This is a genomic window from Streptomyces sp. WZ.A104 (genome assembly GCF_002382885.1).
In the GTDB taxonomy this organism is placed as follows: Bacteria; Actinomycetota; Actinomycetes; order Streptomycetales; family Streptomycetaceae; genus Streptomyces.
Window position 1 is genome coordinate 33,487 of sequence record NZ_NWVL01000002.1, and the last position, 23,163, is coordinate 56,649.

Annotated in this window: 24 protein-coding genes; 16 read left to right on the top strand and 8 right to left on the bottom strand. The window is 71.1% G+C overall.

Going from position 1 to position 23,163, the window contains the following annotated elements; all coding sequences use genetic code 11:
• Positions 1-9: 9 nt before the first annotated feature.
• Both CIB93_RS01225 and CIB93_RS01230 read right to left on the bottom strand, forming a co-directional pair.
• A complete protein-coding gene (locus CIB93_RS01225; RefSeq protein WP_096623111.1) occupies positions 10-402 on the bottom strand; it encodes a peptidase inhibitor family I36 protein in 393 nt (130 codons plus the stop codon).
• Positions 403-570: 168 nt separating this feature from the next.
• Positions 571-2,190, bottom strand: coding sequence for an MFS transporter (locus tag CIB93_RS01230; protein WP_096623113.1), 1,620 nt, complete (start codon positions 2,188-2,190; stop codon positions 571-573).
• 116 nt (positions 2,191-2,306) lie between these two features.
• Between CIB93_RS01230 and CIB93_RS01235 the strand changes: the two genes are divergently transcribed.
• From CIB93_RS01235 to CIB93_RS01265, 7 genes are all read left to right on the top strand, one after another.
• Positions 2,307-2,966, top strand: coding sequence for a TetR family transcriptional regulator (locus tag CIB93_RS01235; protein ID WP_096623115.1), 660 nt, complete (start codon positions 2,307-2,309; stop codon positions 2,964-2,966).
• Between the two features lie 206 nt (positions 2,967-3,172).
• A complete protein-coding gene (locus CIB93_RS01240) occupies positions 3,173-4,390 on the top strand; it encodes an alpha/beta hydrolase (RefSeq protein WP_096623117.1) in 1,218 nt (405 codons plus the stop codon).
• 77 nt (positions 4,391-4,467) lie between these two features.
• Positions 4,468-5,331 carry a DUF4429 domain-containing protein gene (locus CIB93_RS01245; protein ID WP_096623119.1) on the top strand — a complete coding sequence of 288 codons (864 nt, stop codon included), beginning with the start codon at positions 4,468-4,470 and terminating at the stop codon, positions 5,329-5,331.
• Positions 5,332-5,552: 221 nt separating this feature from the next.
• On the top strand, positions 5,553-6,914 hold the full coding sequence (locus CIB93_RS01250) for a sensor histidine kinase (protein ID WP_096623121.1): 1,362 nt from the start codon (positions 5,553-5,555) through the stop codon (positions 6,912-6,914).
• The gene (locus CIB93_RS01255) at positions 6,911-7,600 is read left to right on the top strand and encodes a response regulator transcription factor (RefSeq protein WP_096623123.1); all 690 of its coding nucleotides are present in this window, start codon (positions 6,911-6,913) and stop codon (positions 7,598-7,600) included. The genes CIB93_RS01250 and CIB93_RS01255 overlap by 4 nt, the downstream gene beginning before the upstream one ends.
• A gap of 143 nt (positions 7,601-7,743) precedes the next feature.
• Positions 7,744-8,802, top strand: a complete 1,059-nt coding sequence (locus CIB93_RS01260; protein WP_096623125.1) for an alpha/beta hydrolase — start codon at positions 7,744-7,746, stop codon at positions 8,800-8,802.
• The gene (locus tag CIB93_RS01265; RefSeq protein WP_096623127.1) at positions 8,799-10,031 is read left to right on the top strand and encodes an acyltransferase; all 1,233 of its coding nucleotides are present in this window, start codon (positions 8,799-8,801) and stop codon (positions 10,029-10,031) included. Before CIB93_RS01260 ends, CIB93_RS01265 begins: the two co-directional genes overlap by 4 nt.
• Positions 10,032-10,097: 66 nt before the next feature.
• Here CIB93_RS01265 and CIB93_RS01270 read toward each other — a convergent pair whose 3' ends face one another.
• Entirely contained in the window at positions 10,098-11,111 is a 1,014-nt protein-coding gene (locus CIB93_RS01270) for an aldo/keto reductase (protein WP_096623129.1), read from the bottom strand.
• Complete coding sequence (locus CIB93_RS01275; RefSeq protein WP_096623391.1) at positions 11,111-11,623, bottom strand: MerR family transcriptional regulator; 513 nt, start codon at positions 11,621-11,623, stop codon at positions 11,111-11,113. Before CIB93_RS01275 ends, CIB93_RS01270 begins: the two co-directional genes overlap by 1 nt.
• Positions 11,624-11,709: 86 nt before the next feature.
• Here CIB93_RS01275 and CIB93_RS01280 point away from each other — a divergent pair, with 86 nt between their 5' ends.
• The 3 genes from CIB93_RS01280 to CIB93_RS01290 all read left to right on the top strand — a co-directional run bounded on the left by CIB93_RS01280 (position 11,710) and on the right by CIB93_RS01290 (position 14,758).
• On the top strand, positions 11,710-12,201 hold the full coding sequence (locus tag CIB93_RS01280) for a GNAT family N-acetyltransferase (protein ID WP_096623131.1): 492 nt from the start codon (positions 11,710-11,712) through the stop codon (positions 12,199-12,201).
• 17 nt (positions 12,202-12,218) lie between these two features.
• On the top strand, positions 12,219-13,031 hold the full coding sequence (locus CIB93_RS01285) for a serine hydrolase (protein WP_096623133.1): 813 nt from the start codon (positions 12,219-12,221) through the stop codon (positions 13,029-13,031).
• 197 nt (positions 13,032-13,228) lie between these two features.
• Complete coding sequence (locus tag CIB93_RS01290) at positions 13,229-14,758, top strand: FG-GAP-like repeat-containing protein (protein ID WP_096623135.1); 1,530 nt, start codon at positions 13,229-13,231, stop codon at positions 14,756-14,758.
• A gap of 118 nt (positions 14,759-14,876) precedes the next feature.
• On the opposite strand, the gene CIB93_RS01295 is transcribed toward CIB93_RS01290, so the two are convergent.
• Positions 14,877-15,338 (bottom strand): ATP-binding protein, encoded by a 462-nt coding sequence (locus CIB93_RS01295; protein WP_096623137.1) that lies wholly within the window; start codon positions 15,336-15,338, stop codon positions 14,877-14,879.
• An 84-nt stretch (positions 15,339-15,422) separates the two neighbouring features.
• On the opposite strand from CIB93_RS01295, the gene CIB93_RS01300 reads away from it, so the two are divergent.
• The 4 genes from CIB93_RS01300 (at position 15,423) to CIB93_RS01315 (ending at position 18,554) form a co-directional block, all read left to right on the top strand.
• A complete protein-coding gene (locus CIB93_RS01300; protein WP_096623139.1) occupies positions 15,423-16,247 on the top strand; it encodes a helix-turn-helix transcriptional regulator in 825 nt (274 codons plus the stop codon).
• The gene (locus tag CIB93_RS01305; RefSeq protein ID WP_096623141.1) at positions 16,231-16,500 is read left to right on the top strand and encodes a DUF397 domain-containing protein; all 270 of its coding nucleotides are present in this window, start codon (positions 16,231-16,233) and stop codon (positions 16,498-16,500) included. The genes CIB93_RS01300 and CIB93_RS01305 overlap by 17 nt, the downstream gene beginning before the upstream one ends.
• 70 nt (positions 16,501-16,570) lie before the next feature.
• The gene (locus CIB93_RS01310; RefSeq protein WP_096623143.1) at positions 16,571-17,800 is read left to right on the top strand and encodes a hypothetical protein; all 1,230 of its coding nucleotides are present in this window, start codon (positions 16,571-16,573) and stop codon (positions 17,798-17,800) included.
• Positions 17,784-18,554 (top strand): hypothetical protein, encoded by a 771-nt coding sequence (locus tag CIB93_RS01315; RefSeq protein WP_096623145.1) that lies wholly within the window; start codon positions 17,784-17,786, stop codon positions 18,552-18,554. The genes CIB93_RS01310 and CIB93_RS01315 overlap by 17 nt, the downstream gene beginning before the upstream one ends.
• Before the next feature lie 48 nt (positions 18,555-18,602).
• Here CIB93_RS01315 and CIB93_RS01320 read toward each other — a convergent pair whose 3' ends face one another.
• Entirely contained in the window at positions 18,603-19,037 is a 435-nt protein-coding gene (locus CIB93_RS01320) for a VOC family protein (protein WP_096623147.1), read from the bottom strand.
• Positions 19,038-19,239: 202 nt separating this feature from the next.
• Here CIB93_RS01320 and CIB93_RS01325 point away from each other — a divergent pair, with 202 nt between their 5' ends.
• Positions 19,240-19,557, top strand: coding sequence for a hypothetical protein (locus CIB93_RS01325; protein ID WP_096623149.1), 318 nt, complete (start codon positions 19,240-19,242; stop codon positions 19,555-19,557).
• A 61-nt stretch (positions 19,558-19,618) separates the two neighbouring features.
• Here CIB93_RS01325 and CIB93_RS01330 read toward each other — a convergent pair whose 3' ends face one another.
• Together CIB93_RS01330 and CIB93_RS01335 are read right to left on the bottom strand one after the other, a co-directional pair.
• Positions 19,619-20,890, bottom strand: coding sequence for an aminotransferase class I/II-fold pyridoxal phosphate-dependent enzyme (locus CIB93_RS01330; RefSeq protein WP_096623151.1), 1,272 nt, complete (start codon positions 20,888-20,890; stop codon positions 19,619-19,621).
• 158 nt (positions 20,891-21,048) lie between these two features.
• Positions 21,049-21,705 carry a pirin family protein gene (locus tag CIB93_RS01335; protein ID WP_179499915.1) on the bottom strand — a complete coding sequence of 219 codons (657 nt, stop codon included), beginning with the start codon at positions 21,703-21,705 and terminating at the stop codon, positions 21,049-21,051.
• 216 nt (positions 21,706-21,921) lie between these two features.
• On the opposite strand from CIB93_RS01335, the gene CIB93_RS01340 reads away from it, so the two are divergent.
• Complete coding sequence (locus CIB93_RS01340; protein WP_096623153.1) at positions 21,922-23,121, top strand: CdaR family transcriptional regulator; 1,200 nt, start codon at positions 21,922-21,924, stop codon at positions 23,119-23,121.
• Positions 23,122-23,163 lie beyond the last annotated feature (42 nt).

Here is a 23,163-nt window from a genome sequence, read left to right on the forward strand (position 1 = left end):
CCCATGCGCTCAGTTCTCCCAGATCTTGAAGGCGCGTACCTGGTACGGGGAGCGCGGCAGCCAGGTCCCGCCGCCCGGATACGTCTCGAACTCGCCGGTCTCCGCGCATTCGGCGGACTGGTAGGTCGTGACAGGTCGGCCGGTGCGGTTGGCGAGGGACTGGGCGTCGCCGCCCTTCGGCAACGGGGTGCAGCTCTCGATGTCCACGCCGGAGAGCTCGTAGGTCTGCCGGGCTCCGGTGAAGTCGGGCTTCTTCCAGAGGCAGAGGCTGCCCGCCTCGCAGCTCCCGAGGCGGATGTCGGACGACGGCCCGGGAGGGGCCGCGGCCCGGTCGTCGGCGAGGGCCTGGGGAACGAGTGCGGTGACGGCCAGGGCGGCCGCCGCGAGAACGGTCGTACGCATGGTGGATCAACCCCCGTGGTTGGTGCTGTTCTTCTGCCGCTCACTCTGAGTCACCGAGCGGGGTGCGCGGAAGAGGGGGACGGCCCGGGCCACCCTGATAGGCGACAGCCCCGCCGAAAGGATTCGGCGGGGCTGTGGTGTGCGCCGGGTTGACGGCGTACGGGGGTGCTAGACGTGGCCGACTCCGGCGCCCGCCTCGGCGTTCGCACCGCGCTTGGTGAGCGTGGCGACCAGGGCGGCGACCACGGCGACGACGCCCGCGACGGTGAAAGCCAGGCCCATGCCGGACAGGAACGTGTCATGGATGACCCCGCCGATGCGGTCGACGAGGTCCGGCGTCATGCCCGGGGCCTTGGAGAGTTCCTCCACCGGGACCATGCCGAACTCGGCGGCCTCCTCCAGCTTCGGGTCCGCCTCGCCGGGCAGGCCGGCCGCCGCCCAGTTCCCGGCGAAGTCGGCGCTGACCTTGGAGGACATGACCGCGCCGAGGACGGCGGTGCCGAGCGCCCCGCCGACCTGCATGGCGGCCTGCTGGAGACCTCCCGCCACACCGGAGAGCTCCAGCGGCGCGTTGCCGACGATGACCTCGGTGGCGCCGACCATGACCGGGGCGAGCCCGCAGCCGAGCAGCGCGAACCAGAGGGACATGGCGAAGGTGCCGGTGGAGTCGGTGAGCGTCGTCATGCCGAACATCGCGGTGGCCGTGCAGACCATGCCGCCGACCAGCGGGACGCGCGGGCCGAACTTGGTGATCAGCACACCGGCGACCGGCGAGGAGACGATCATCATGGCGGTGAGCGGCAGCAGATGCAGACCGCTGTCGACCGGGCTCAGACCGTGGACGCCCTGGAGGAAGAACGTCACGAAGAACAGGCCGCCCATGAAGGCGAAGGCCATCAGCACCATGAGGATGGTCCCGGCCGTCAACGGGACGGAGCGGAACATCCCCAGCGGAACGAGCGGTTCCTTGACCCGGGTCTCCCAGAGTCCGAAGGCGACGAAGAGCAGGATCGCCAGGCCGAGCCAGGCCCAGGTGCGGCCGTCGCCCCAGCCCCAGGCCTCACCGGCCTTGATGATGCCCCAGATGAGGGAGAACATCGCGCCCGAGAGCAGCACGATGCCGAGGATGTCGAAGGAGCGCGGCGCGTTGGCGGCGCGGTGGTCCTTGAGGATCACCAGGCCGAAGGCGAGCGCGACGATGCCGACCGGCACATTGATGAAGAAGACCGACTGCCAGCTGACGTGCTCGACGAGCAGACCGCCGACGATGGGACCGCCCGCGGTGGACGCGCCGATGACCATGCCCCAGATGCCGATCGCCATGTTCAGCTTCTCGGCGGGGAAGGTGGCACGCAGCAGACCGAGCGCGGCCGGCATCAGCAGGGCGCCGAAGAGTCCCTGGAGCACGCGGAAGAGAACGACCAGGCCGATCTCCTTGGAGAAACCGATCGCGGCGGAGGAGGCCGCGAAGCCCGCGATGCCGATCAGGAACGTCTGCCGGTGACCGAAGCGGTCGCCGAGCTTGCCCGCGGTGATCAGGGCGACGGCGAGGGCGAGCAGATAGCCGTTGGTGATCCACTGGACGTCGGCGAGCGTGGCGCCGAGGTCCTTCTTGATGGCGGGGTTCGCGATGGCGACGATCGTGCCGTCGAGCGCGACCATCATCACGCCGATGGCGACGGCGAAGAGGGTCAGCCAGGGGTGGCCGCGGAGCCCCTTGGCCGGGGCGGGAACAGCGTTGTCCGCGGGCTCCCGCGGCGCCTTCTCGACGGTGGTCTGACTAGTCATACGCGGAGACTAATGACAGCCGCTGACAGTTGACAAACGATTTCACAAGTCAGTAACTGTCACATAGCTCACAGGTAAGCTGAGCTGGACAAACGACAGGAAAGAGGGACCAGTACGTGACCGACGGGCAGGCAGTGGAGCCCCGAGCCGGACTACGCGAACGCAAGAAGCAGCGCACTCGCGACGCCTTGCTGCTCGCCGCCCTCGAACTGTTCACCACCCAGGGATACGAGCGCACCACGGTCGACGAGATCGTCGACGCCGTGGAGGTCTCCCAGCGCACCTTCTTCCGCTACTTCGCGAACAAGGAGGAGACGGCCTTCGCCATACAGGAGATGGTCGAGTCGCACTTCCTCGCGGAGCTGGGACACCGCCCCGCCGACGAGGCCCCCTTCGACGCGATGCGCCGGGCGGTGCTGTGCTCCTGGAACAGCATCGGCGAGGCGATCGAGGAGGTGGTCACGGTCGACCTCCATATGCGGACGTACCGGATGATCGAGTCGACGCCCTCCCTGCTCGCCGCGCACATGCGGCGCGGCGTCGCCATGGAGGAGCAGATCGCGCGGCTGATCGCCGAGCGTGAAGGGCTCGACGTGGACCGGGACCCCCGCCCGCGGGTCGCCGTCGCCGCGTTCTCCGGAGTGATCCGGGTGACCGGACAGCTCTGGGGCCAGGGGCAGGACACGAGCGTGGAGGCCCTGCGTGAGCTGACCGAGACCTACCTCGACCAGCTCGGCCCGGCGCTCGCCCATGAGTGGCGACAGGGCGCACCCTGAGGACCGGTGCGCCTGCCGGATGGCCGGTGACCCGGCCGAGGGGCAGATGACGCCGCCGAGGGACAGGGGGCTCTGCCGACGGACGGGTGACCCTGACGAGGGACAGGTGACGCTGCGTGAGAAATCGCGGGTGAATCCTTCGCGGACGGGTGATGTACGTCACCTGGATCACGGTCCTCGTGGCACGTCTCCTAGGGTGTGGCGCAGTGACTTCTTTTGACACCTCCCCCACCTTGACCGCCTGGCGCGCGCTGCTCGCCGTCGCGGTGGTGTTCGTGATGCTGGCGACGACCGGCTGGAGCGCCGTACACCATCAGCGCTCCGACGAGGGACGGACACTCGCCCTCGCCTCCTGGGCACGGGACCGGATAGCGGGCCGTGCGCTGCCGGACGTCGACGCGCCGGCCTACCGGCTGGCCCACTTCTTCGCCACACTCACTTCCGGACAGCAGGTCGCGCTCGCGGGCAAGTACCCATCAGTGGTGGGAAATCTGAACGGGGCGCCGGTCACCCTGCGCTACCACGCCAACCGGCTGGCCCTGAAGCAGGCCGCCGCCGCGGAGAAGCGGCGCGTGCACGGCGCGGCCCTTTCCGCGGACGGCCGCGACGAGGCGGTACGGCGTATCAACCGCTTCCGGTCGCTGCTCGCGGGCGACCGTCAGATCCTGGCCTTCGACCCATCCGGGAAGGGCCGCGCGGCCGAGGTGTTCGGGGATCTCGACCGGGCCGCACGGGTCTCCGTGATCGTCCCCGGCGTCGACACCCATCTCCTGACCATGGAGCGCACCCGGGGCGCGAACGCCGCCCCCGTCGGCATGGCGAAGTCCCTGTACGGGGCGGAGCGCTCGGCCGCCCCGGGCACCCGTACCGCGGTCATCGCCTGGGCCGACTACACCGCCCCGGCCGGTCTCGGCATGGACGCGGCGCTCGGCCGGCTCGCGGCGGACGGCGCGGTGCGGCTCAACGCGATGGTCGGCGCGCTGCCCGGCACCTCCACGGTCTCGCTGTTCTGCCATAGTTACGGCTCCGTGGTCTGCGGGGTGGCGGCGGACGAGGCACCCGGCCGGGTGGCCGACATCGCGGTCGCGGGCTCCCCCGGCATGCGGGCCGCGAACGCCGGGCAGTTGGACACCGACGCCCGGATCTGGGCGATGCGGGACCAGGACGACTGGATCGGGGACGTACCGCATCTGGAGTTCGGCGGCATCGGCCACGGGGCCGACCCGGTGGACCCGGACTTCGGCGCCCGGATCGTCTCGGCGGCCGGGGCGGCCGGGCACAGCGGCTACTTCGAACCGGGCACCGCGAGCCTGGACAACTTCGCCGCGATCGGCGTCGGGGCCTACGGATCGGTCCGCTGCGCGGGTGCCGACAGCGCATGTCACAGCGGTATTCACGGTGAACGGGACGGCCGACGCGCGTAGAAGGGCGTGACGGGCGGATTAACTGGGACTTACTCCGAGGGGGGACGTGCGGGCCTGTGCCGCATACGATGAGGCACATGGGTGATGTGCTGGCCGGAATTCATGCCACCTGGGAGTTCGACACCGACTCCGTGCTCATCCGCTTCGAACGGGGTATCCGCGCACCGAAGCTCTTCCAGAGCCTGCGGGAACGCCGCATCCCGTATGCGGCGCTGTCATCGGTGACGCTGACTCCGGGCAAGCGGGGCACGGTGGTTCTGCGTGCCGTGCCCCGACCAGGTGCCGACCCCCTGATGGAGGCTGCCGCAGGGCAGCTCAAGGAGGGGTCCGACCCCTACCGCCTGGTACTTCCGGCGGAGCGGGAGGTGCTCGCGGAGTACTACGCCGACGAGCTGCGGGCGCTGCTCGGCGCCTCCTGCGACGAGCCCGCCGACCGCTTCCTGGTCGCCGCCCCGGAGGCCCCGGTCAACTTCAAGGCGTACGACGGACGGGCCGGCTTCGACGGCGAGCGGGTCTCCTTCCGGTGGTCCTGGACCGGGGCGTCCAGCGCCAAGTGGAAGGCCGGCGACCAGACCTACCGGGTGAGCGAACTGGCCGGAATCGAGTGGCGCTCGCCCGAGGCACTGGACGGCTATCTGCGGCTGGTGCCCCGCACGGCCGCCCCGGTGGCCCAGGCGGACCAGGACCCGGCAGCCGTGATCTTCGGCCTGGGCTACGGGCCGGTGCACGAGTCGCTGCCCTTCGCCGCCGCCGTACTGGAGTCCGTGCGGCGCAGCCAGCCCGCGCCCGCCGAGCCCGCCCCGGTCCTGGTGAGCGCCGGACGGCGGGATCCGGCGGACATCGCCGAGCGGATACATCACCTCGGTGAGCTGCATCAGGCGGGGCTGGTGACGGACGCCGAGTTCACCGCGAAGAAGGCCCAGCTGCTCGCGGAGCTGTGAGGCGGGCCCTGGCCTTGGCCACTCACACAGGACCCACTCGCACAGGACCCACTCGGCACCGGACCTACTCCGTACCGGACCTACTCCGTACCGGGCCAGATCGGCACCGGACCCACTGCGCACAGGACCCACCCCGTACCGGAGTATGAGGTGGCCCGTGGGTGGGTCGGAACCCCGGTATGACGCACGGACGGCCATCGGCTGCCTAGGCTGACCGGGCCATGTCGACTTCACCTTCCCCCTCCCCCACACCCGTCGGCCCCACCGGCCCCCCGCCCGCCGACGGCCTGCTGAGCGCCGCCCGCCGCAATCTGCGCGACCTCGCCCACGGGCTGTCCCACGCGTCCCATCCGTCCACGCCGCTGCTGGCAGAAGCCCCCAAGCGGTGGCAGCGGTTGCTGCCGTACGCGGTGGTCCTCGCCCTGGCCGCGACCTTCATCCCGGTCACCATCACCGTCCTGACCACGCAGTACGGCGTGCCGGGCGCGTTGGCCGGAGCGCTCGGGGTGGCCCAGACGGCCCCCCTGCTGATGCTGGCCCATCGTCCCCTCCAGGCGTGGTGGATCATCTTCCCGGCCGACATCGCGGGCGCGCTGGTGCTGCTGGCCTACCCCGACGATCGGCACGACGTCTGGCCGTGGATCCCCCCGGTGCTGATCGCGTACCTCTTCCTGCTGCTGGCCCTCGGTCTGCGCGAGACCCGGCGGACGGTGGTCGCCGTGTGGGTGGCGACGGGCGCGGCCGGGCTGGTGCTGCACCTGATCGCACCGGCGGACCGCGACACGGGCAGCGCCCTGCTGCTGCCCATCCTCGGTGCGGTGGTCCTGGTCATCGGCGGGGCGGTACGGGAGCGCGGCGAGGCGACCCGGCGGCTGGCCGAGCAGGAGACCATCAGCGAGACGGAACGGGCCCAGCGCACGCTGCTGGAGGAGCGGACGCGGATCGCCCGGGAGCTGCACGACGTGGTCGCGCACCACATGTCGGTGATCACGGTGCAGGCCGACTCCGCGCCGTACCGGATCAGCGGGCTGCCGAAGGCCGCCGAGGAGGAGTTCACAGCGATCGCGGCGGCGGCGCGGGAGTCGCTGGGCGAGATGCGGCGGCTGCTGTCGGTGCTGCGCAGTGAGGGCACCGAGGGCGACCGGGCCCCGCAGCCCGGCCTGGACCGGCTCCAGCAGCTGGTGGAGGCGACGGTACGGGCCGGGCTGCCCGTACAGCTGTCGCTCGCCGCGGGCCTGGGCGAGGTACCGCCTGCGGTGGATCTGTCGGCGTACCGGATCGTGCAGGAGGCCTTGGCCAATGTGGTGCGGCACGCGCCCGGGGCCCGTACGCAGGTCTCGGTCCGGGCGTCGATGAGCCATCTGAACGTGCTGGTGGTCAACGGGCCCGCCGCGAAGCCGGGTTCGCCGCTGGAGACGGCGGGGACCGGGCACGGGCTGGTCGGGATGCGGGAGCGCGTACGGTTGACCGGCGGCACGCTGGACACCGGGCCGCTGCCCGACGGCGGGTTCCGGGTGGCCGCCCGGATGCCGCTGCCTCCGGCCGACGCGCCGGCCACCCACCCGACTCCGGAGGACCCGTGACCATCCGCGTGATCATCGTCGACGACCAGGCCATGGTGCGGGCCGGGTTCGCTGCGCTGCTGTCGGCGCAGAGCGACATCGACGTGGTGGGCGAGGCGGCGGACGGCCGCCAGGGCGTCGACGTCAGCCGCCACCAGCATCCCGACGTCGTCCTGATGGACGTCCGGATGCCGGAGATGGACGGACTGGCCGCCGCCCGCGAGCTGTTGAACCCGCCGGTGGGGGTCGTGCACCGGCCCAAGGTCCTGATGCTCACGACGTTCGACGTGGACGACTACGTCTACGAGGCGCTGCGCGCCGGGGCATCCGGGTTCCTGCTGAAGGACGCCCCGCCCGCCGATCTGATCGCGGCGGTACGGGTGGTGGCGGCCGGGGACGCGCTGCTGGCGCCCTCGGTGACCCGGCGGCTGATCGCGGACTTCGCGGCGCAGCGGCCGACGGGGGCGACGCGGGGCGGTCAGGCGCTGCGGCTGAACGGGCTCACCCCGCGTGAGACGGAGGTGCTGGAGCTGATCGCCCGGGGCTTGTCGAACCAGGAGATCGCGGGGCGGCTGGTGCTGGCCGAGCAGACCGTGAAGACGCACATCGGGCGGGTGCTGGCCAAGCTGGACCTGCGGGACCGGGCGCAGGCGGTGATCTTCGCGTACGAGTCGGGGCTGGTGACGCCGGGGGACGCGGGGGCGTAGCCCTCGGCCAGGGCCTGGCCCACCCCCTACCCCGGTATCACTGGGCGGTTGGCTCCCCGGTGTGACGCCGCGTCACCCGTCGCCTTCCTACCTTCCTCCCCTCCGCACCGACCGGCGCGGAGGGGACAAGGAGGGCAGGCACGATGCGCCGATACGCGAGGACCCTGGTCGCGCTCGCACTGGCTACCAGCGCGGTGACGGGTACCGCGGGATGGGTTTCGGGGGACGCGCAGCAGGCGCTGACCGGGCCGCCCCCGGGCAGTGCGCAGTGGCGGGCGGACCGGGCGCCGGGAGTGGAGCTGCCCGACCCCGAGCGGTCCACGCCCGCCGAAGTGGCGGCCTTCTTCGCCGGGTTGAGCGACGAGCAGCAGCAACTCCTGCTCCTGCGCCACCCGTCCGTCGTGGGCAACCTCGACGGCGCGCCGCTTGAGCTGCGTTACCGCGCCAACGCCCTCGTCCTCTCCGCGGACGACGACCCCCGCTACCGCTCGCTCGCCGCCCCCGGCCGGCAGATCCTGGCGTTCGATCCGCGCGGGCGCGGCCAGGTCGCCGAGGTCTTCGGGGACCTGCGCTCGGCGCACCGGGTCTCCGTGGTGGTGCCGGGCTCCGACAACGACGCCGGGACCTTCGACCGGAAGGCCGCCGCCCACGGGGCCCCGCCCGGTATGGCCAGGACCCTGCAGAAGGCGGCCGGCGCCCGGACCGCCGTCATCGCCTGGGCCGGGTACACCACCCCCGTCGGCTTCGGCATCGACGCCGCGACCGGGCGGCTCGCCGAGGCGGGCGCCGGGCGGCTGACCCGGTTCGCGAAGGGGCTGACCGCCGACGGGCTGCCCGAGCCCGCCGTCTTCTGCCACAGCTACGGCTCCGTCGTCTGCGGCCTCGCCGCACCCCGTCTACCCGCCACCGACGTGGTGGTCCTCGGCTCCCCCGGCATGCGGGCGGACCACGTGGACGCGCTGCGGACGAAGGCCCGGGTGTGGGCGGCGAAGGACCCGACCGACTGGATCGACGACGTGCCGAGCGTGCGGTTCGCGGGGTTGGGCCACGGCACCGACCCGACGGACCCGGCGTTCGGGGCCCGCCGGGTCCCGGCCGACGACGCCCGGGGCCACAGCGGCTATTTCGAACCCGGCACGGACTCGCTGCGCGCCTTCGCGGCGATCGCACGGGGGACGGCTGTGGAAGGTGCGGCCCGATGAACGCGATGCTCACGAAGACGCACCGGCTCGCCGCCCGTATCGACACCGCCACCCCCGCCCACCGGGACCGGGCCGTCGACGGCCTGCGGGCCCTGGCGCTGCTCGCCGTACCGCTCGGGCACTGGATGCTGGGCGGCTTCCGGCTCGACGCGGACGGCCTGCACAACGCGAGCCCGCTCTCGGCGTTCGGCGCCCTCGCCCCGCTCAGCTGGGTGCTCCAGATGCTGGGGATCTTCTTCCTGGTCGGCGGGTACGCCTCGGTCCTCTCCTACCGCCGCCGGACGTCGACCACGGCCGTCTGGCTGCGCGGCCGGCTGGTCCGGCTCGGCAGGCCGGTGCTGGGGGTGGCGGCCGTGTGGGCGGTGCTGCTCGCGGTGCTGTCGGCGCTGGGGGTGCCCGGGGACACCCTGCGTACGGCGTCGACGCTGGTGATCCAGCCGCTCTGGTTCGTCGGCGTGTACACCGTGGTCACGGCCCTGACCCCGGTCTGCGTACGGCTGGCGCGACGGCTCGGCGGATGGGCGGCGCTGCCGCTGGTGGTATCGGTCGCGGTGGTGGACTTCCTGCGCTACGGGCCCTTCGCGGAGGCGGTGCCGTCCTGGCTGAGCGTGCTGAACGTCCTGCCCGGCTGGCTCTTCGCGTATCAGCTCGGTGTCTCGTGGGGCGAGGGGCGGATCGGGAAGCGGGGTGCGCGGCTGCTGCTCGTCGGGGGCGGGGCCCTCTTCGCCGTACTGCTGCTGGCCTTCCACTACCCGCCGTCGATGGTCGGCGTGCCGGGCGAGGCGCGGACCAACTCGCATCCGCCGTCGCTGCTGGTGGTGGCGCTGGCGGCGGCGCAGAGCGGGGCGGCGATCCTGCTGCGCGACCGGATCGGGCGGTTGCTGCGCAGGCCGCTGCTGTGGGCTCCGGTCGTGGTGATCAACCTGTCGGCGATGACGATCCTGTGCTGGCACCAGAGCGCGATGCTGGCGGCCGCCGTACCGGCCTCGCTGCTGGGCGACGGTACGGCGGCGGTGGCGGGGCTGACGACCGGGCCGGACACGGTCGGCTGGATTCTGGCCCGGATCGCCTGGCTGCCGGTGTTCGCGGGGCTGCTGGTGCTGATCGCCCGGTACGCGCGCCGCTTCGACGCCCCGTGGAAGGCGGGCACCCGCGCGGCGAACGCCCGCCGCACGCTGGCGGGGCTGCTCGCGGCGGGGTTCGCGGTGTTCGCGCTGGGGCTGGCGTGAGGGGGCGATGCCGCGTGGTCGCCATGGACCGCATGAACCACGCGATCGCCTCGAAACGCCTCCCGGCTACTCCCGCGCCTCAGAGGTACTGCTCATGTCCGGGTACCGGTCCCCCGCCACCTGCCCGGCGATCGGCTCCAGCAGGGCCAGCTCGTCGGCCGTCAGGGTCAGCCGGGTCGCCGCCACGTTCTCCAGCAGGCGGCCGCGCCTGCGGGTGCCGGGGATCGGCACCACGGTCAGCCCGTGCACCCGCGCCCGCTGCTGCACCCAGGCCAGGGCCACCTGCGCGGCGGTCACCCCGTGCGCGGCGGCGGTCTTGTGGACGGGCTCCAGCAGGGCGGCGTTCCTACGGGCGTTGTCACCGCTGAAGCGGGGCTGGTGCTTGCGGAAGTCGCCCTCCGACAGGTCCTTGCCCGCGTCGGTGAAGGAGCCGGTGAGGAAGCCCCGGCCGAGCGGCGAGTACGGCACGAGGGTCACGCCCAGCTCGGCGGCCGCGCCGACGGCGCTCCTCTCCACGTCGCGGCTGAAGAGGGACCACTCCGACTGGAGGGCGGCGATCGGGTGCACGGCGTGCGCCTCGCGCAGCTCGGCTCCGGTCACCTCGCTCAGTCCCAGCTGCTTGACCTTGCCCTGCTGGACCAGTTCCGCCAGCGCGCCGACCGATTCGGCGAGCGGGACGGCGGGGTCGCGGCGGTGCATGTAGTAGAGGTCGATCACGTCGGTCCTCAGCCTGCGCAGGCTCGCCTCGACGGCGGTGCGGATGTACGCGGGGTCATTGCGTACGCCCCGGTGGTGCGGGTCGTCCGTCCGCTCGATGGCGAACTTGGTGGCGAGGGTGATCTCGTCCCGGTGGGCACCGACGAACGGGGCGAGGAACTCCTCGTTGGCGCCGCGCCCGTAGGCGTCGGCGGTGTCGAGGAGCGTGACGCCCGCTTCCAGCGCGGCATCCAGGGTGTCCCGGGCGGACAGCTCGTCGGTGTCTCCGTAGAACTCGCTGATGCCCATGCAGCCGAGGCCCTGGACGCCGATCCGCGGTCCGCCGTTGCCCAGCTCCACGGTGGGGATTCTGTCGACAGTCATCAGGCGGTGTGCCTTTCCGGCGCCCGGCGGGCGCCACCGTAGAAATCAATCTTGTAGTCGAGGACGGCGAGGGTGTCGTGGAGCTCCGCGATCCGCGCGATCACATCGCGGCGGGTGGCCTCCAGCAGCTCCTGCCGCTCCTCGAAGGTGGACTCACCGGCGCGCACCAGCTCCGCGTAGCGCACCATGTCGGCGACGGGCATCCCGGTCAGCCGCAGCTTGCCGACGAGGGCCAGCCAGTCGAGGTCGCGGTTGCTGAACCGGCGCTGCCCGGTGTGCGAACGGTCGACGTGCGGCATCAGCCCGATGCGTTCGTACCAGCGCAGGGTGTGCGCGGTGAGCCCGGTGAAGGCGGCGACCTCGCTGATCGTGTAGCTGTCCTGCCCCGAGGGGCGGGGGTGGGCCTTGGGAGGGGCGGTGCAGGCGTTGCCCCCTGCGGAGGGCTCCGGCTGAGGCTGTGACTGTGTGCTGGTCGCGGGATTGCTTACGGGAGTTCCGTCGATCACCGTCATGGCCTCCACGCTAGATCCCTGGAGCGCACTCGAAGCAAGCGGAAACGGGAGGAGTTTCCCGGGCGGGGCGACTAACCTCCCCGCTCATGAGCACCACACGCCCGAACCCCGCACGCCGCGCCACCGCCGAGGACGCCGAGGAGCTGGTCCGCCTGCGCACGGTCATGCTCGACTCACTCCCGAAGCGCCCTGGGGCGAACCCGGACACCACCTGGCGGCCGGTCGCCGTGGAGACGCTGCGCGGCAAGCTGAACGACCCCGACGGCGACCTCACCGCGTTCGTCGTGGACAGCCCGGCGGGTACGGGCCTGGCGGCCTGCGCCGTCGGGACGATCGAGTACCGGCTCGGCGGCCCCGGCAACCCCGGCGGCACCACCGGTTACGTCTTCAGCGTGGCCACCGACCCCGACCAGCGCCGCCGGGGCCACGCCCGCGCCTGTACGGAGGCGCTGCTCGGCTGGTTCCGCGAGCGCGGGGTGCCACAGGTCGACCTGCGCGCATCGGTCGAGGCCGAGCCGCTGTACGCCTCGCTCGGCTTCGCCCGCACTCCGGACCCGGCGATGAGGCTCCGCCTGTGAACGTTAGGCTCGGGTCCATGGAGAGCCTGCGGATCATCGACACCTGGCCGGTCCCGACTGCGGCTGCCGCCGTCGTACGGGCGGACGGCACCGTTCTCGGTACGCACGGGCCGACCGCCCACCGCTTCCCCCTCGCCTCGGTCACCAAGCCGCTCGCGGCCTACGCGGCGCTGGTGGCGTACGAGGAGGGCGCTATCGAGCTGGACGAGCCGGCCGGGCCCGAGGGCTCCACGGTGCGCCACCTGCTCGCGCACACCAGCGGGCTGGCCTTCGACGAGCACCGGGTGACGGCCCCTCCCGGCGAGCGCCGCCTCTACTCCAACGCGGGCTTCGAGGTGCTGGGCGACCACATCGCCAAGGCGTCCGGCATCCCGTTCGCGGAGTACCTGCGCCAGGCGGTCCTGGAGCCGCTGGCCATGACGTCGACCGCGCTGAACGGCTCGCCCGCCCGCGACGGCGTCTCCACCGTCGACGACCTGGTCCGCTTCGCCGCCGAGGTACAGGCGCCCCGCCTCCTCGACCCGCGTACGGTCCTGGCGGCCCAGAGCGTCGTCCACCCGGGCCTCAAGGGCGTCCTGCCGGGCTACGGCCACCAGAACCCGAACGACTGGGGCCTCGGCTTCGAGATCCGGGACTCCAAGTCCCCGCACTGGACGGGCAACACGTCCTCCCCGGCGACCTTCGGCCACTTCGGCCAGTCGGGTACGTTCCTGTGGATCGACCCGGTGGCGGGGGCCGCCTGTGTCGCGCTGGCGGACCGCGCCTTCGGGCCGTGGGCCGCGGAGGCCTGGACGCCGTTCACGGACGCGGTTCTGGCCGAACTGTCCTGACCGGCTGCCGCCCCTCGGCCCCTTCCGCGTCCTCGCGGAGGGGCAATGGTTGTAGTGACATACTCCACAGAACCTCCGGTGAAGTATGCGCCTTGTGCCCGATCCAGGCGTATCACTGATGATCAAGTCGTGCTTGAATCCCGTAACTTGCGGGCTTTTCAGCCTACAGACGACGAACATCAGTGGGGGAACACAGCATGTCTCGAACGCACAGGCACAGATTCTGGATCAGCGGCGTCGCCGTCGCCGCGACCATGGCGGGAGGCCTTGTCACCTCGCCCGCCATGGCCTTGCAGGGGGCCCCGGCCGACGCCGCCTCCTTCGGCCACAGCGCGAGGATCGTCATCGGTGAGTCCGACCGCTCCTGCACCGGAACGCTCGTGGACCCTCGGTGGGTCCTCTCGGCCGCGAGCTGCTTCGCGGACGCGACGGGCGTCGTCCAGCCCGGCAAGCCCAAGGCCACGACCACCGTCACGGTCGGCCGCACCGATCTGTCCCAGACCACGGGCGGGGCCGTCCGTACCGCGATCGAGCTGGTCCCGCACCCGGACCGGGACCTGGTCATGGTGAAGCTGAACGTCGGCGTCGCCACCGTGAAGCCGGTGGCCCTGGCGGCCACCCCCACGGCGGCCGACGAGACCGTGAAGGCAGCCGGATTCGGACGGACGAAGACGACCTGGGTGCCCGACCGGCTGCACACCGGCTCGTTCACCGCGAACGGCGACGCCTCGGCGGACATCGCCCTGACGGCCGTCGGCGACGCCGTCATCTGCCACGGGGACTCCGGCGGCCCGGTGCTGCGCGAGACGGGCGGCAAGCAGGAACTGGTCGCCGTCGCCAGCAGGTCCTGGATGGGCGGCTGCTTCGGCATGCCGGACACGGAGACCCGTACGGGCGCCGTCGCGACCCGCGTGGACGACGTACGGTCCTGGATCACCGGCACCGCGTTCGCCGCCCCGGGCGACATGACGGGCGACAACAAGCCCGACCTCGTCGCGGTCGACGACACGGGCAAGCTCCGCCTGTACGCCGGCAGGGGCACGGGCGCGATCGACAACCACACCCTCATCGGTACCGGCGGCTGGACGGGTGCGTCCGTGACGCACCGCGGCGACTGGACCGGGGACGCCATGGAGGACGTCGTCGCCCGCGTCGGCAGCGAACTGCGCGTCTACCCCAACCGCGGTAACGGCACGCTCGGCTCCCCGATCAGGATCGGCACCGGCCTGCCCACCGACGCCCAGGTCGTGGGCGCCGGGGACGTCAACCGGGACGGTCACCCCGACCTCGTCGTCCAGCACAGCAACAAGCTGTACCTGTACAAGGGCAAGTCCGCCCCCACCCCGTCCGTCGCAGCGCCCGTGCTCATCGGCACCGGCGGCTGGGACGTCATGAGCGTGACCGCACCGGGCGACGCCGACCGGGACGGCCTGGTGGACCTGCTCGCCCGGGACACCCGCGACGGCGTCCTGTGGCTCTACCGCGGCCGGACCGACGGCACGTTCAGCGGCCGGACCCAGTACGGGAAGTCGTACACCGTCACCAACCGCCCCCTGATCGCCGGGGCTTCCGACGCCAACGGCGACGGCGTGGCAGACATGTGGGCCACGGCGGGCGACCGCACCCTGAAGTTCTACAAGGGCGCCACCTCGGCGAACGGCCCGGTCGACGGCCCGAGCACGCAGGTCGGCAGCAGCGGCTGGCACGGCATCAAGTCCATCAGCTGACCACTGGCCCCGCACTCCGCACCCCGCCCCGCGTCGCTTCGCCCGACGCGGGGCGGGGACGGGGGCGGGGCTTTCGCGGCACCAGGCGCCAAGGCTTTCGCGGCAGCCGGTTCCGGCCTCACGGCCCCACGGTCCGGAACCGGCTGCCGCCCTCCTCCGGCGGCGTCAGGCACTCGAACCAGACGGTCTTCCCGCTGCCGTCCCACCGCTTCTCGATGCCCCAGTCGTCGGTCACGGCGTTGACCAGGATCAGCCCCCGCCCCCCGTCGTCCAGCGGGTCGCCCTTGATGGCGAGGGGCACGACCGGACTGCTGTCCACCACCTCCACGCGTACGCCCTCGTGGCGTGGCAGCCGGTAGATGAAGGTCTGGCCGCGCCGGTCGGGCACATGCCGCACGACGTTGGAGACCAGCTCGGTGAGCGCCAGTTCCGCCGCGTCGGCCAGATACGGCAGCTCCCAGGCGACGAGGTAGAGCCGCAGGACGCGGCGCAGATGCCGGGCGGAGTGCTCGCCCAGGGCGAAGTCGGCGCGGTAGACGGGCTCCCCGGGGCCCCTCCGGGGGATGAGTACGTGATTCATGTCACCAGGCTGCGATGCGGTGGCTACGCTCGGCTACGTACGGAAACGAACGCCGCGAGGCGTTGCACACCGGAGGTCCGCGCCGTGGCCAACATCCAGACCCTCGATCCCGACGCCTCCCCACTCGCCTACTACGGCTCCGAGTTACGCCGCCAGCGCGAGGCCCACGGCCTGACACAGCCGCAGTTGGGCACCATCATCTTCTGCACGGGCTCGCTGATCGGCCAGATCGAGACGACGAAGAAGATCCCCACCCGCGACTTCTCGGAGCGCGTGGACGCGGCGCTGGGCACGGACGGGGTGTTCTCCCGCCTGGTGGGCCTGGTGCTGCGGAGCCAGCTGCCGACGTGGTTCCAGCCGTACGCGGACATGGAGGCCAAGGCCGCGTACATCTCCACGTACCAGGCGCAGGTGGTGTACGGGCTGTTGCAGACGGAGGAGTACGCGCGGGCGGTGCTGGCCACCGGCATGCCGAACGACCTGGAGGCGCTCGTCGCGGCCCGGATGGAACGCCAGCGCATCCTGGAGCGGGAGAAGGCGCCGCTGGCCTGGGCGATCCTGGACGAGGCGGTGCTCTGTCGGCCAATCGGCGGCCATGAGGTGATGCGGGCCCAACTCCAGAGATTGTTGGACTGCTCGGCGCACCGTTGGATGCGGATTCAGGTGCTGCCGTTCGAGGCGGGCGAACACGCGAGCCTGGATGGCTCGTTCAACCTCCTGCGCTTCGACGACGACCCGGATGTCATCTACACCGAGGACCGCATCTCCGGCCATATGACGGCCAACCCCGAAACCATCAGGGAGGCTTCGCTCCGATACGCTCACCTCCAGGCCACCGCACTCTCCGTCGAGGAATCGGTGGCGCGGATCAGCCGCGTGATGGAGGAGCGTTATGGAGACCGGCCCTGACCTGACGAACGCGGAGTGGCGCACGTCCAGTTACAGCGGGAGCACCGGCGGCGACTGCGTCGAGTGCACCGTGACCGGCGGGGCCGCCTGGCGTACGGCCTCGTACAGCGGGAGCACCGGCGGCGAGTGCGTCGAGGTCGCCGCCGCCTCCCCCTGCGGCTCCGTCCCCGTCCGCGACAGCAAGAACCCTGCCGGTCCCGCCATCGTCCTCGGGGCCCCCGCCTGGCAGGCGTTCGTGGACGGGCTGCGCTGACGCACCACGTCCGGTGACCGTCGAGAGGGCGTTCCGAGCCCGGGATCTGCGAAGGGCAGGGCACCGTCCGATGCACATGACAGAGCCGGAAGAAGCCCGCATCGAGGATGCGGGCAACATCCTGGTCGCGCCGTCGATGCTGCAAGACAAAGACGTGATCAGGGACTTCTTCGGGTCCACGGTCACGCCGCAGGATCTGGCTTCCGGTTCGCCCGACCTCGCGCAGAAGACCGTCTACCTGTGTGGCGACATATCCGGGATCAGCGAACGCCAACTGCGTTCGGCTGCCCGGGTATGCGTCATCCGGGAGCTGTCACAGGTCGATCCCGAGGGAATCGCAGAACCGTGGGCCCTCGTCGGCCTCGGCCAACTCCCTCTCCACGTACACGGTGTGGGCGTGTACTACCGCGGCTTCTTCGAGCTGGATGCCGATCACTTCGGACGGATTCGTGCGGAGCACGCGTTCCAGTCCCTGACGGAGTCCACCAAGCCGGGAACAGCTCATCGCAGCGGAATCTATCTGACGCCCGTCACGCGGGACGGTGACGAACTGCATTTCCGCCTGCTCCGGTGTTCGACGAATTTCTCGGGGCCGACCGAGACATTCCGCCCGACCGACACACACATCGTCGAGGCTCTGAACCGTGAGGCCGCCGCCGTCTTCCGGAACCAGGCACCGCTCAATCACGTCCTCGCCCAGATCTACCACAACACCCTTGCCGCACCTGAGCGCAAGCAGTCCAAGGCCAGGATCTCGTCCCATGCGGACAAGACCAAGGACATGCCCGTCAACGGCATCATGGCCTTCTGCACCTTCTATGAGGGGCTCGACAAGCTACAGCCCCTGACCGACGACGCCTTCGACTACGGCGTAAAGGGCGTCAGCGGGCTGACCCGACTCCACTTCCGCCTCAAGGAACCGGCCGGGGAAGGCAGCGGGCCCGCTCTTCCCTCCCGGTTCAGCGTGACTCTCCACCCCGGGTCGGTGTTCTTCATGCCGCTGTCCACCAACCGCCTGTACACGCACGAGATCCGGCCCTCGTCCCTGGACGCCGCATTGCTCCCGACCCGCCTGGGGTACGTGGTGCGCTGCTCGGACGCCGAAGCGGTTCACAAGAACGGCGACACGTTCCTCAAAGCGGCCGGAGGCCTGGTGAAGTTGGGGCCGCCCACACCGGACGGCATGGACGAGCTGCGCAGGCTGTACGCGGAGGAGAACAAGACCTCGTCCTTCATCGACTACGGCGATGATTTCCTCTTCAGCATGAACTCGGGAGACTATCTTGCCCCCCGCGCCTGAGATCTCGGACGAGATCCTTTCGTACGATCTACCGGCCCAGGAGAACCTCTTTGCGGAGCTGTCCGCGTCGGCTCGCCTGGAAGACGTGGGGAAAGGCCGGAGGGGTGCCACGCTCACCAGGATCGGTGAAGCGGGCGGGGTGCCTCTCGTGCGTACCACCACTCGGTACAGCAGCCCGGCGCAGCGTTTCCGTGCCGTGCATAAACGGCTGGCGCAGCAGATCCAGGAACGCGCGGCACTTCCCGTCGGCTTCAACAACGCTCTCATCGAGAGCTACACGAACGCCTACCGAACCATGGGCAGCCACTCCGACCAGGCCCTCGATCTGGCCGACGAGTCGTTTATCGCCGTCTTCTCCTGCTACCGGCATCCCGAAGCGGGCCCGCCGAGGAAGCTGATCGTCGAGTCGAAGGAAGCGAATGGCGGGACGTTCGAGGTCCCTCTCGCCCACCACGGAATCGTCGCGTTCTCCGTCGAATCGAATCGGCGGCTCAAGCACAGAATCGTTCTGGACGCGCCCGCTCAAACGGCGGACAACCAGTGGTTGGGCGTCACGTTCCGAACGTCGAAGACCTTCGTCCGGTATATCGACGGCCAGGCGTACCTCCCGCAGGGTGCGCGCCTCATGGCGGCCGACGATGAGCAGAGGCACGAGTTCTACCGGCTGCGGCGCCGCGAGAACACGGAAGTCGACTTCCGCTATCCCCTGCTGACGTACACCGTCAGCGAGAGTGATCTGATGCCGCCCGTCTGACCCCGCCCGTCGGTTTCCTCACGGTCTCGGAAGAGACCCGGAAGAAATTCAGTCGAGGCAGAACTCGTTGCCCTCAAGGTCCTGCATCACAATGCAGGACTCGTTCTCGCCGTCGGCACGCATCGTTCGCACATGTACCGCGCCGAGCGCGACCAGTCGTGCACACTCGGCCTCAAGTGTGGCGAGGCGCTCCTCACCCACGAGCCCGATACCGGCCCGCACATCGAGATGCAGCCGGTTCTTGACGACCTTGCCCTCGGGAACTCGCTGGAAGAGAACGCGCGGACCCACACCCGAGGGGTCGGTGCACGCGAAGTAGACCACCTGCTCCTCGGGCGGCAGCGAGCGGTGGTACTCCTCCCACGTGGCGAATCCCTCCGGGACCGCCGGCAGGACGTACCCCAGCACCTCACACCAGAAGGCGGCGAGGCGCGCAGGTTCAGCGCAGTCGAAAGTCACTTGAATCTGCTTGATCGTTGGCATCGGCGCACCCTACCAAGGGTGCTCCGCTGCCCCTTTCCCCAGGTGAATCCCCATGCCGTCGAGATGCCGACCCGCCCCCGCCGAGACCTGGTCCGGATCGGACACCTGGTGATCAAACCGAACAGGCCACGCGAACGGCGCAACCCTGGCGCGTGGTTGCGTGCCGAAGCTCGGGTTACGTGGCAGCCCTTAGATTCATCCGATGCGATCACGAGAGTACGACCTCGAATTCCGGGAGCGGTCCGCCCGTATACGTGGCTGGGGAACCGGTCTCCTGCTCCTGGCGACCCTGCTGTGGGGCTGGTGCGCGGTCCTGCTGCTGACCGACGACACGGTCGGGACGCGCACCGCCGAGGCGCTGGCCGCTCTGGTGCTGTCCATTCCCGTGGCGCTCGTGGGTACGGCGCTGTTCACGACCGGCAGCGTGAGCCGGCGGATGAGCGCGCACTCGCAGGCGATGCGTGAGCTGGACCGGCTGGCGGTCGAGCGGGAGAAGGAGAAGCGGTCGGAACACTCCTGAGGGGCTCAGGGAGCCCTGCGGGTCAGGCTGCTGCCCCGCGGGGCAGCAGCCTGACCGGTGGTCAGCTCGCCGTTTCCGTCAGCAGCTTCTCGTAGCCGACGAGGCGCACGCAGGCCGTGACGCCCGCGATGGCCTTCTCCAGCTCCTCGGGGGTGGGGTAGCTGGGCGCGATCCGGATCACCGCGTCGTCCGGGTCCTGGCCGTGGGGGTGGGTGGCGCCCGCGGGCGTGAGGACGATGCCCGCCTCGGCGGCCCGGCGCACCACCTCGCGGGCGCAGCCGTCGAGGACCTTCAGGGTGATGAAGTAGCCGCCCTTGGGCTCGGTCCAGGTGGCGAGGCCGGTGCCGCCCAGTTCGGCTTCGAGGAGGCGCAGGACGGCGTCGAACTTCGGGCGCAGCTTGGCGCGGTGGAGGTCCATGTGGGCGTGTACGCCCGCCTCGTCCTTGAGGAAGAGCGCGTGCCGCAGCTGGTTGACCTTGTCCGGGCCGATGGTGCGCTTGGCGAGGTTGCCGAGCAGCCAGGTGACGTTGTCGGGTGAGGCGCCGAAGAAGCCGACGCCGCTTCCGGCGAAGGTGATCTTGGAGGTGGAGCCGAAGACGAAGGCCCGGTCGGGGTGGCCCTGGTCGGCGCAGGCGGCGAGCAGGTCGGCGATCTCGACCCGCTCGTCGGTCAGGTGGTGCACCGCGTAGGCGTTGTCCCAGAAGATCCTGAAGTCCGGGGCGGCGGTGGGCATGGCGGCGAGCCGGGCGACGACCTCGTCGCTGTAGCTGATCCCGTCCGGGTTGCTGTACTTCGGGACGCACCAGATGCCCTTGACCGAGGCGTCCTCGGCCACGAGCCGCTCCACGGTGTCCATGTCCGGGCCCTGGTCGGTCATCGGGACCGGGATCATCTCGATACCGAGGCGTTCGCACACGCCGAAGTGGCGGTCGTACCCGGGTACGGGACAGAGGAAGGCGATGCGCTCCTCGTCCACCCAGCGCGAGGCGGCCCCCGGCATCACGCTCAGCATCGCGTGCACCAGGCTGTCGTGCATCAGCTCCAGGCTGGAGTTGCCCGCGGCCACCAGCTGCTCGACGGGGACCTGGAGCGGGCCGCTGAAGATCTCCCGCAGTTCGCGCAGGCCGTGGAGGCCGCCGTAGTTGCGGGTGTCCACGGAATCGGCGTCGGTGTACGTGTCGCCCGGCAGGGAGAGCAGCGGTCCGGAAAGGTCGAGCTGGTCCGCGGCCGGCTTCCCGCGCGTGAGGTCGAGGGAGAGACCCCGCTTCACCAGCTCGGCATAGTCCTGCTGCGCGCGGTCTCGGTGGGCGGCCAGGGCGTCGGGGCTGGGCACGATGGGATTGATGGGGATCTCCTTCGCAGGCGAATACGCGGCGTACGGAAAGCGACATACGAAAATATGACGTTGCCAGCACCTTACAAAGGTCCCACCGGCGACCCGCCCGCCACCGGGTCGGCCCGCCTCGACTCACCTGCTTCGCGGTGGCGCGGTCAGCCCGCTAGCTCCCAGACCAGCAGCTCCGCCGCCGTCACCGCGACCGCTTCCAGGCCCGCCGCGTCCGTGATCCGGGCCGCGTCGCCGGGCCCCAGCTCCTCGCCGCCCAGGGCGACCCGGCCCCGCACCACGTGGACGTAACAGCGCACCGCGTCCGGGACGGCCGTGCGCTCGCCCCCGGTCAGGCGGCGGATGTGGAGCATCGCGCCCGCGGCGGGCAGCGCGTACGGAGTGGAGTCCGCGATACCGGGGACGACGGTGTACGAGGGTTCGCCGCCGGGTTCCAGGGGGGCCAGCCACATCTGGAGGAAGGTCAGCGGGTCCGTGCCGTCGTTGCGTTCGACGTGGCGGACCCCGGAGGCGGCGCTCAGGTGGGCCAGGTCCCCGGCACGGACGACCGTGGAGTGACCGGCCGAGTCGCGGTGGGTCAGCTCGCCCTCGACGACCCAGGTGACGATCTCCGTATGGCTGTGCGGATGCTCCTCGAAGCCCGCGCCCGGGGCGAGGCGCTCCTCGTTGCAGGCCAGGACCGGGCCGAAGCGGAGGTTGTCCGGGTCGTAGAAGGGGCCGAAGGAGAGGGCGTGCCGGGTGTCGATGCCGGCGGCCGCGTCGCCGCCCCGGTAGCGGTCCTCGGACCGGTGCACGGATATCACCCGGCCACGGTAGCCCGGGGAACGCCCGCGCGGCTCCGGGCGGCGGGATCGGGAGGTCGGTGCGGCGCGGCACGGGGCACGGGGCACCGGGCACCGGGCACCGGGCACCGGGCACCCTGCCGGGATACCCCGCCAGGTGTTCCCCTACCCACCGGTACGGAGCACCCCTCGCCCCACCCCACCGATCCACCGGCCCGATAAGGCAGTCTTGTCCTCGTGCCCCGACCCGATCCTGAGCAGTCCGCCGCCCACGACGCCCACCTGCATGCCGCGACCCTGAAACGGCTGGAGCAGTCCTCCGGCCGGCTGGCCGCGAACGCGATTGCCCGTATGGACGAATCGCTGCCGTGGTACCGGGCGATGCCCCCGGAGAACCGGTCCTGGATCGGCCTGGTCGCCCAGGCCGGTATCGCCGCGTTCACCGAGTGGTTCCGGCATCCCGAGACTCCGCAGGCGATCTCGACCGATGTGTTCGGCACCGCCCCGCGCGAGCTGACCCGGGCGATCACGCTGCGGCAGACCGTGGAGATGGTGCGCACCACGATCGAGGTCATGGAGGCCGCGATCGAGGAGGTGGCCGCCCCCGGCGACGAGTCGGTGCTGCGGGAGGCGCTGCTCGTCTACGCGCGGGAGATCGCCTTCGCCACCGCCCAGGTCTACGCCCAGGCCGCCGAGGCCCGGGGCGCGTGGGACGCCCGGCTGGAGTCGCTCGTGGTGAACGCGGTGCTGTCCGGCGAGGCCGACGAGGGGGCCGTGTCCCGGGCCGCCGCGCTCGGCTGGAATTCGCCCGAGCACGTCTGCGTCGTCCTCGGCACCGCGCCCGACGGGGACAGCGAGCTGACCGTGGAGGCGATCCGGCGCGCCGCCCGGCACGCCAAGCTCCAGGTCCTCACCGGGGTCCTCGGCAACCGCCTGGTCGTCATCGCGGGCGGCAGCGACAACCCGCTCCAGGTCGCCAAGGGCCTGATCGGCCCGTACGCCGCCGGGCCGGTCGTCGCGGGGCCCGTCGTACCGGACCTGCTGGCGGCCACCCGGTCCGCGCAGGCCGCGGCCGCCGGGCTGAAGGCGTGCTCGGCGTGGCAGGACGCGCCGCGCCCGGTACTGGCGGACGATCTTCTCCCCGAGCGCGCGATGGCCGGGGACCCGGCCGCGCGGGACCAGTTGGTGGAGGAGATCTACAGACCGCTGGAGGAGGCCGGTTCCGCTCTTCTGGAAACGCTGAGTGTCTATCTGGAGCAGGCGAGCAGTCTGGAGGGGGCGGCACGCATGCTGTTCGTGCACCCCAACACCGTGCGCTACCGGCTGCGACGTGTGACCGACGTCACCGGATGGTCACCTTCCGATGTGCGCTCCGCGTTCACGCTGCGGATCGCCCTGATCCTGGGGCGCTTGGCCGCGGCGGATCCCCAGTCCTAGACTTTTGTCGTACTCCAACAATTCCCCCGACGGTTCTTCGTC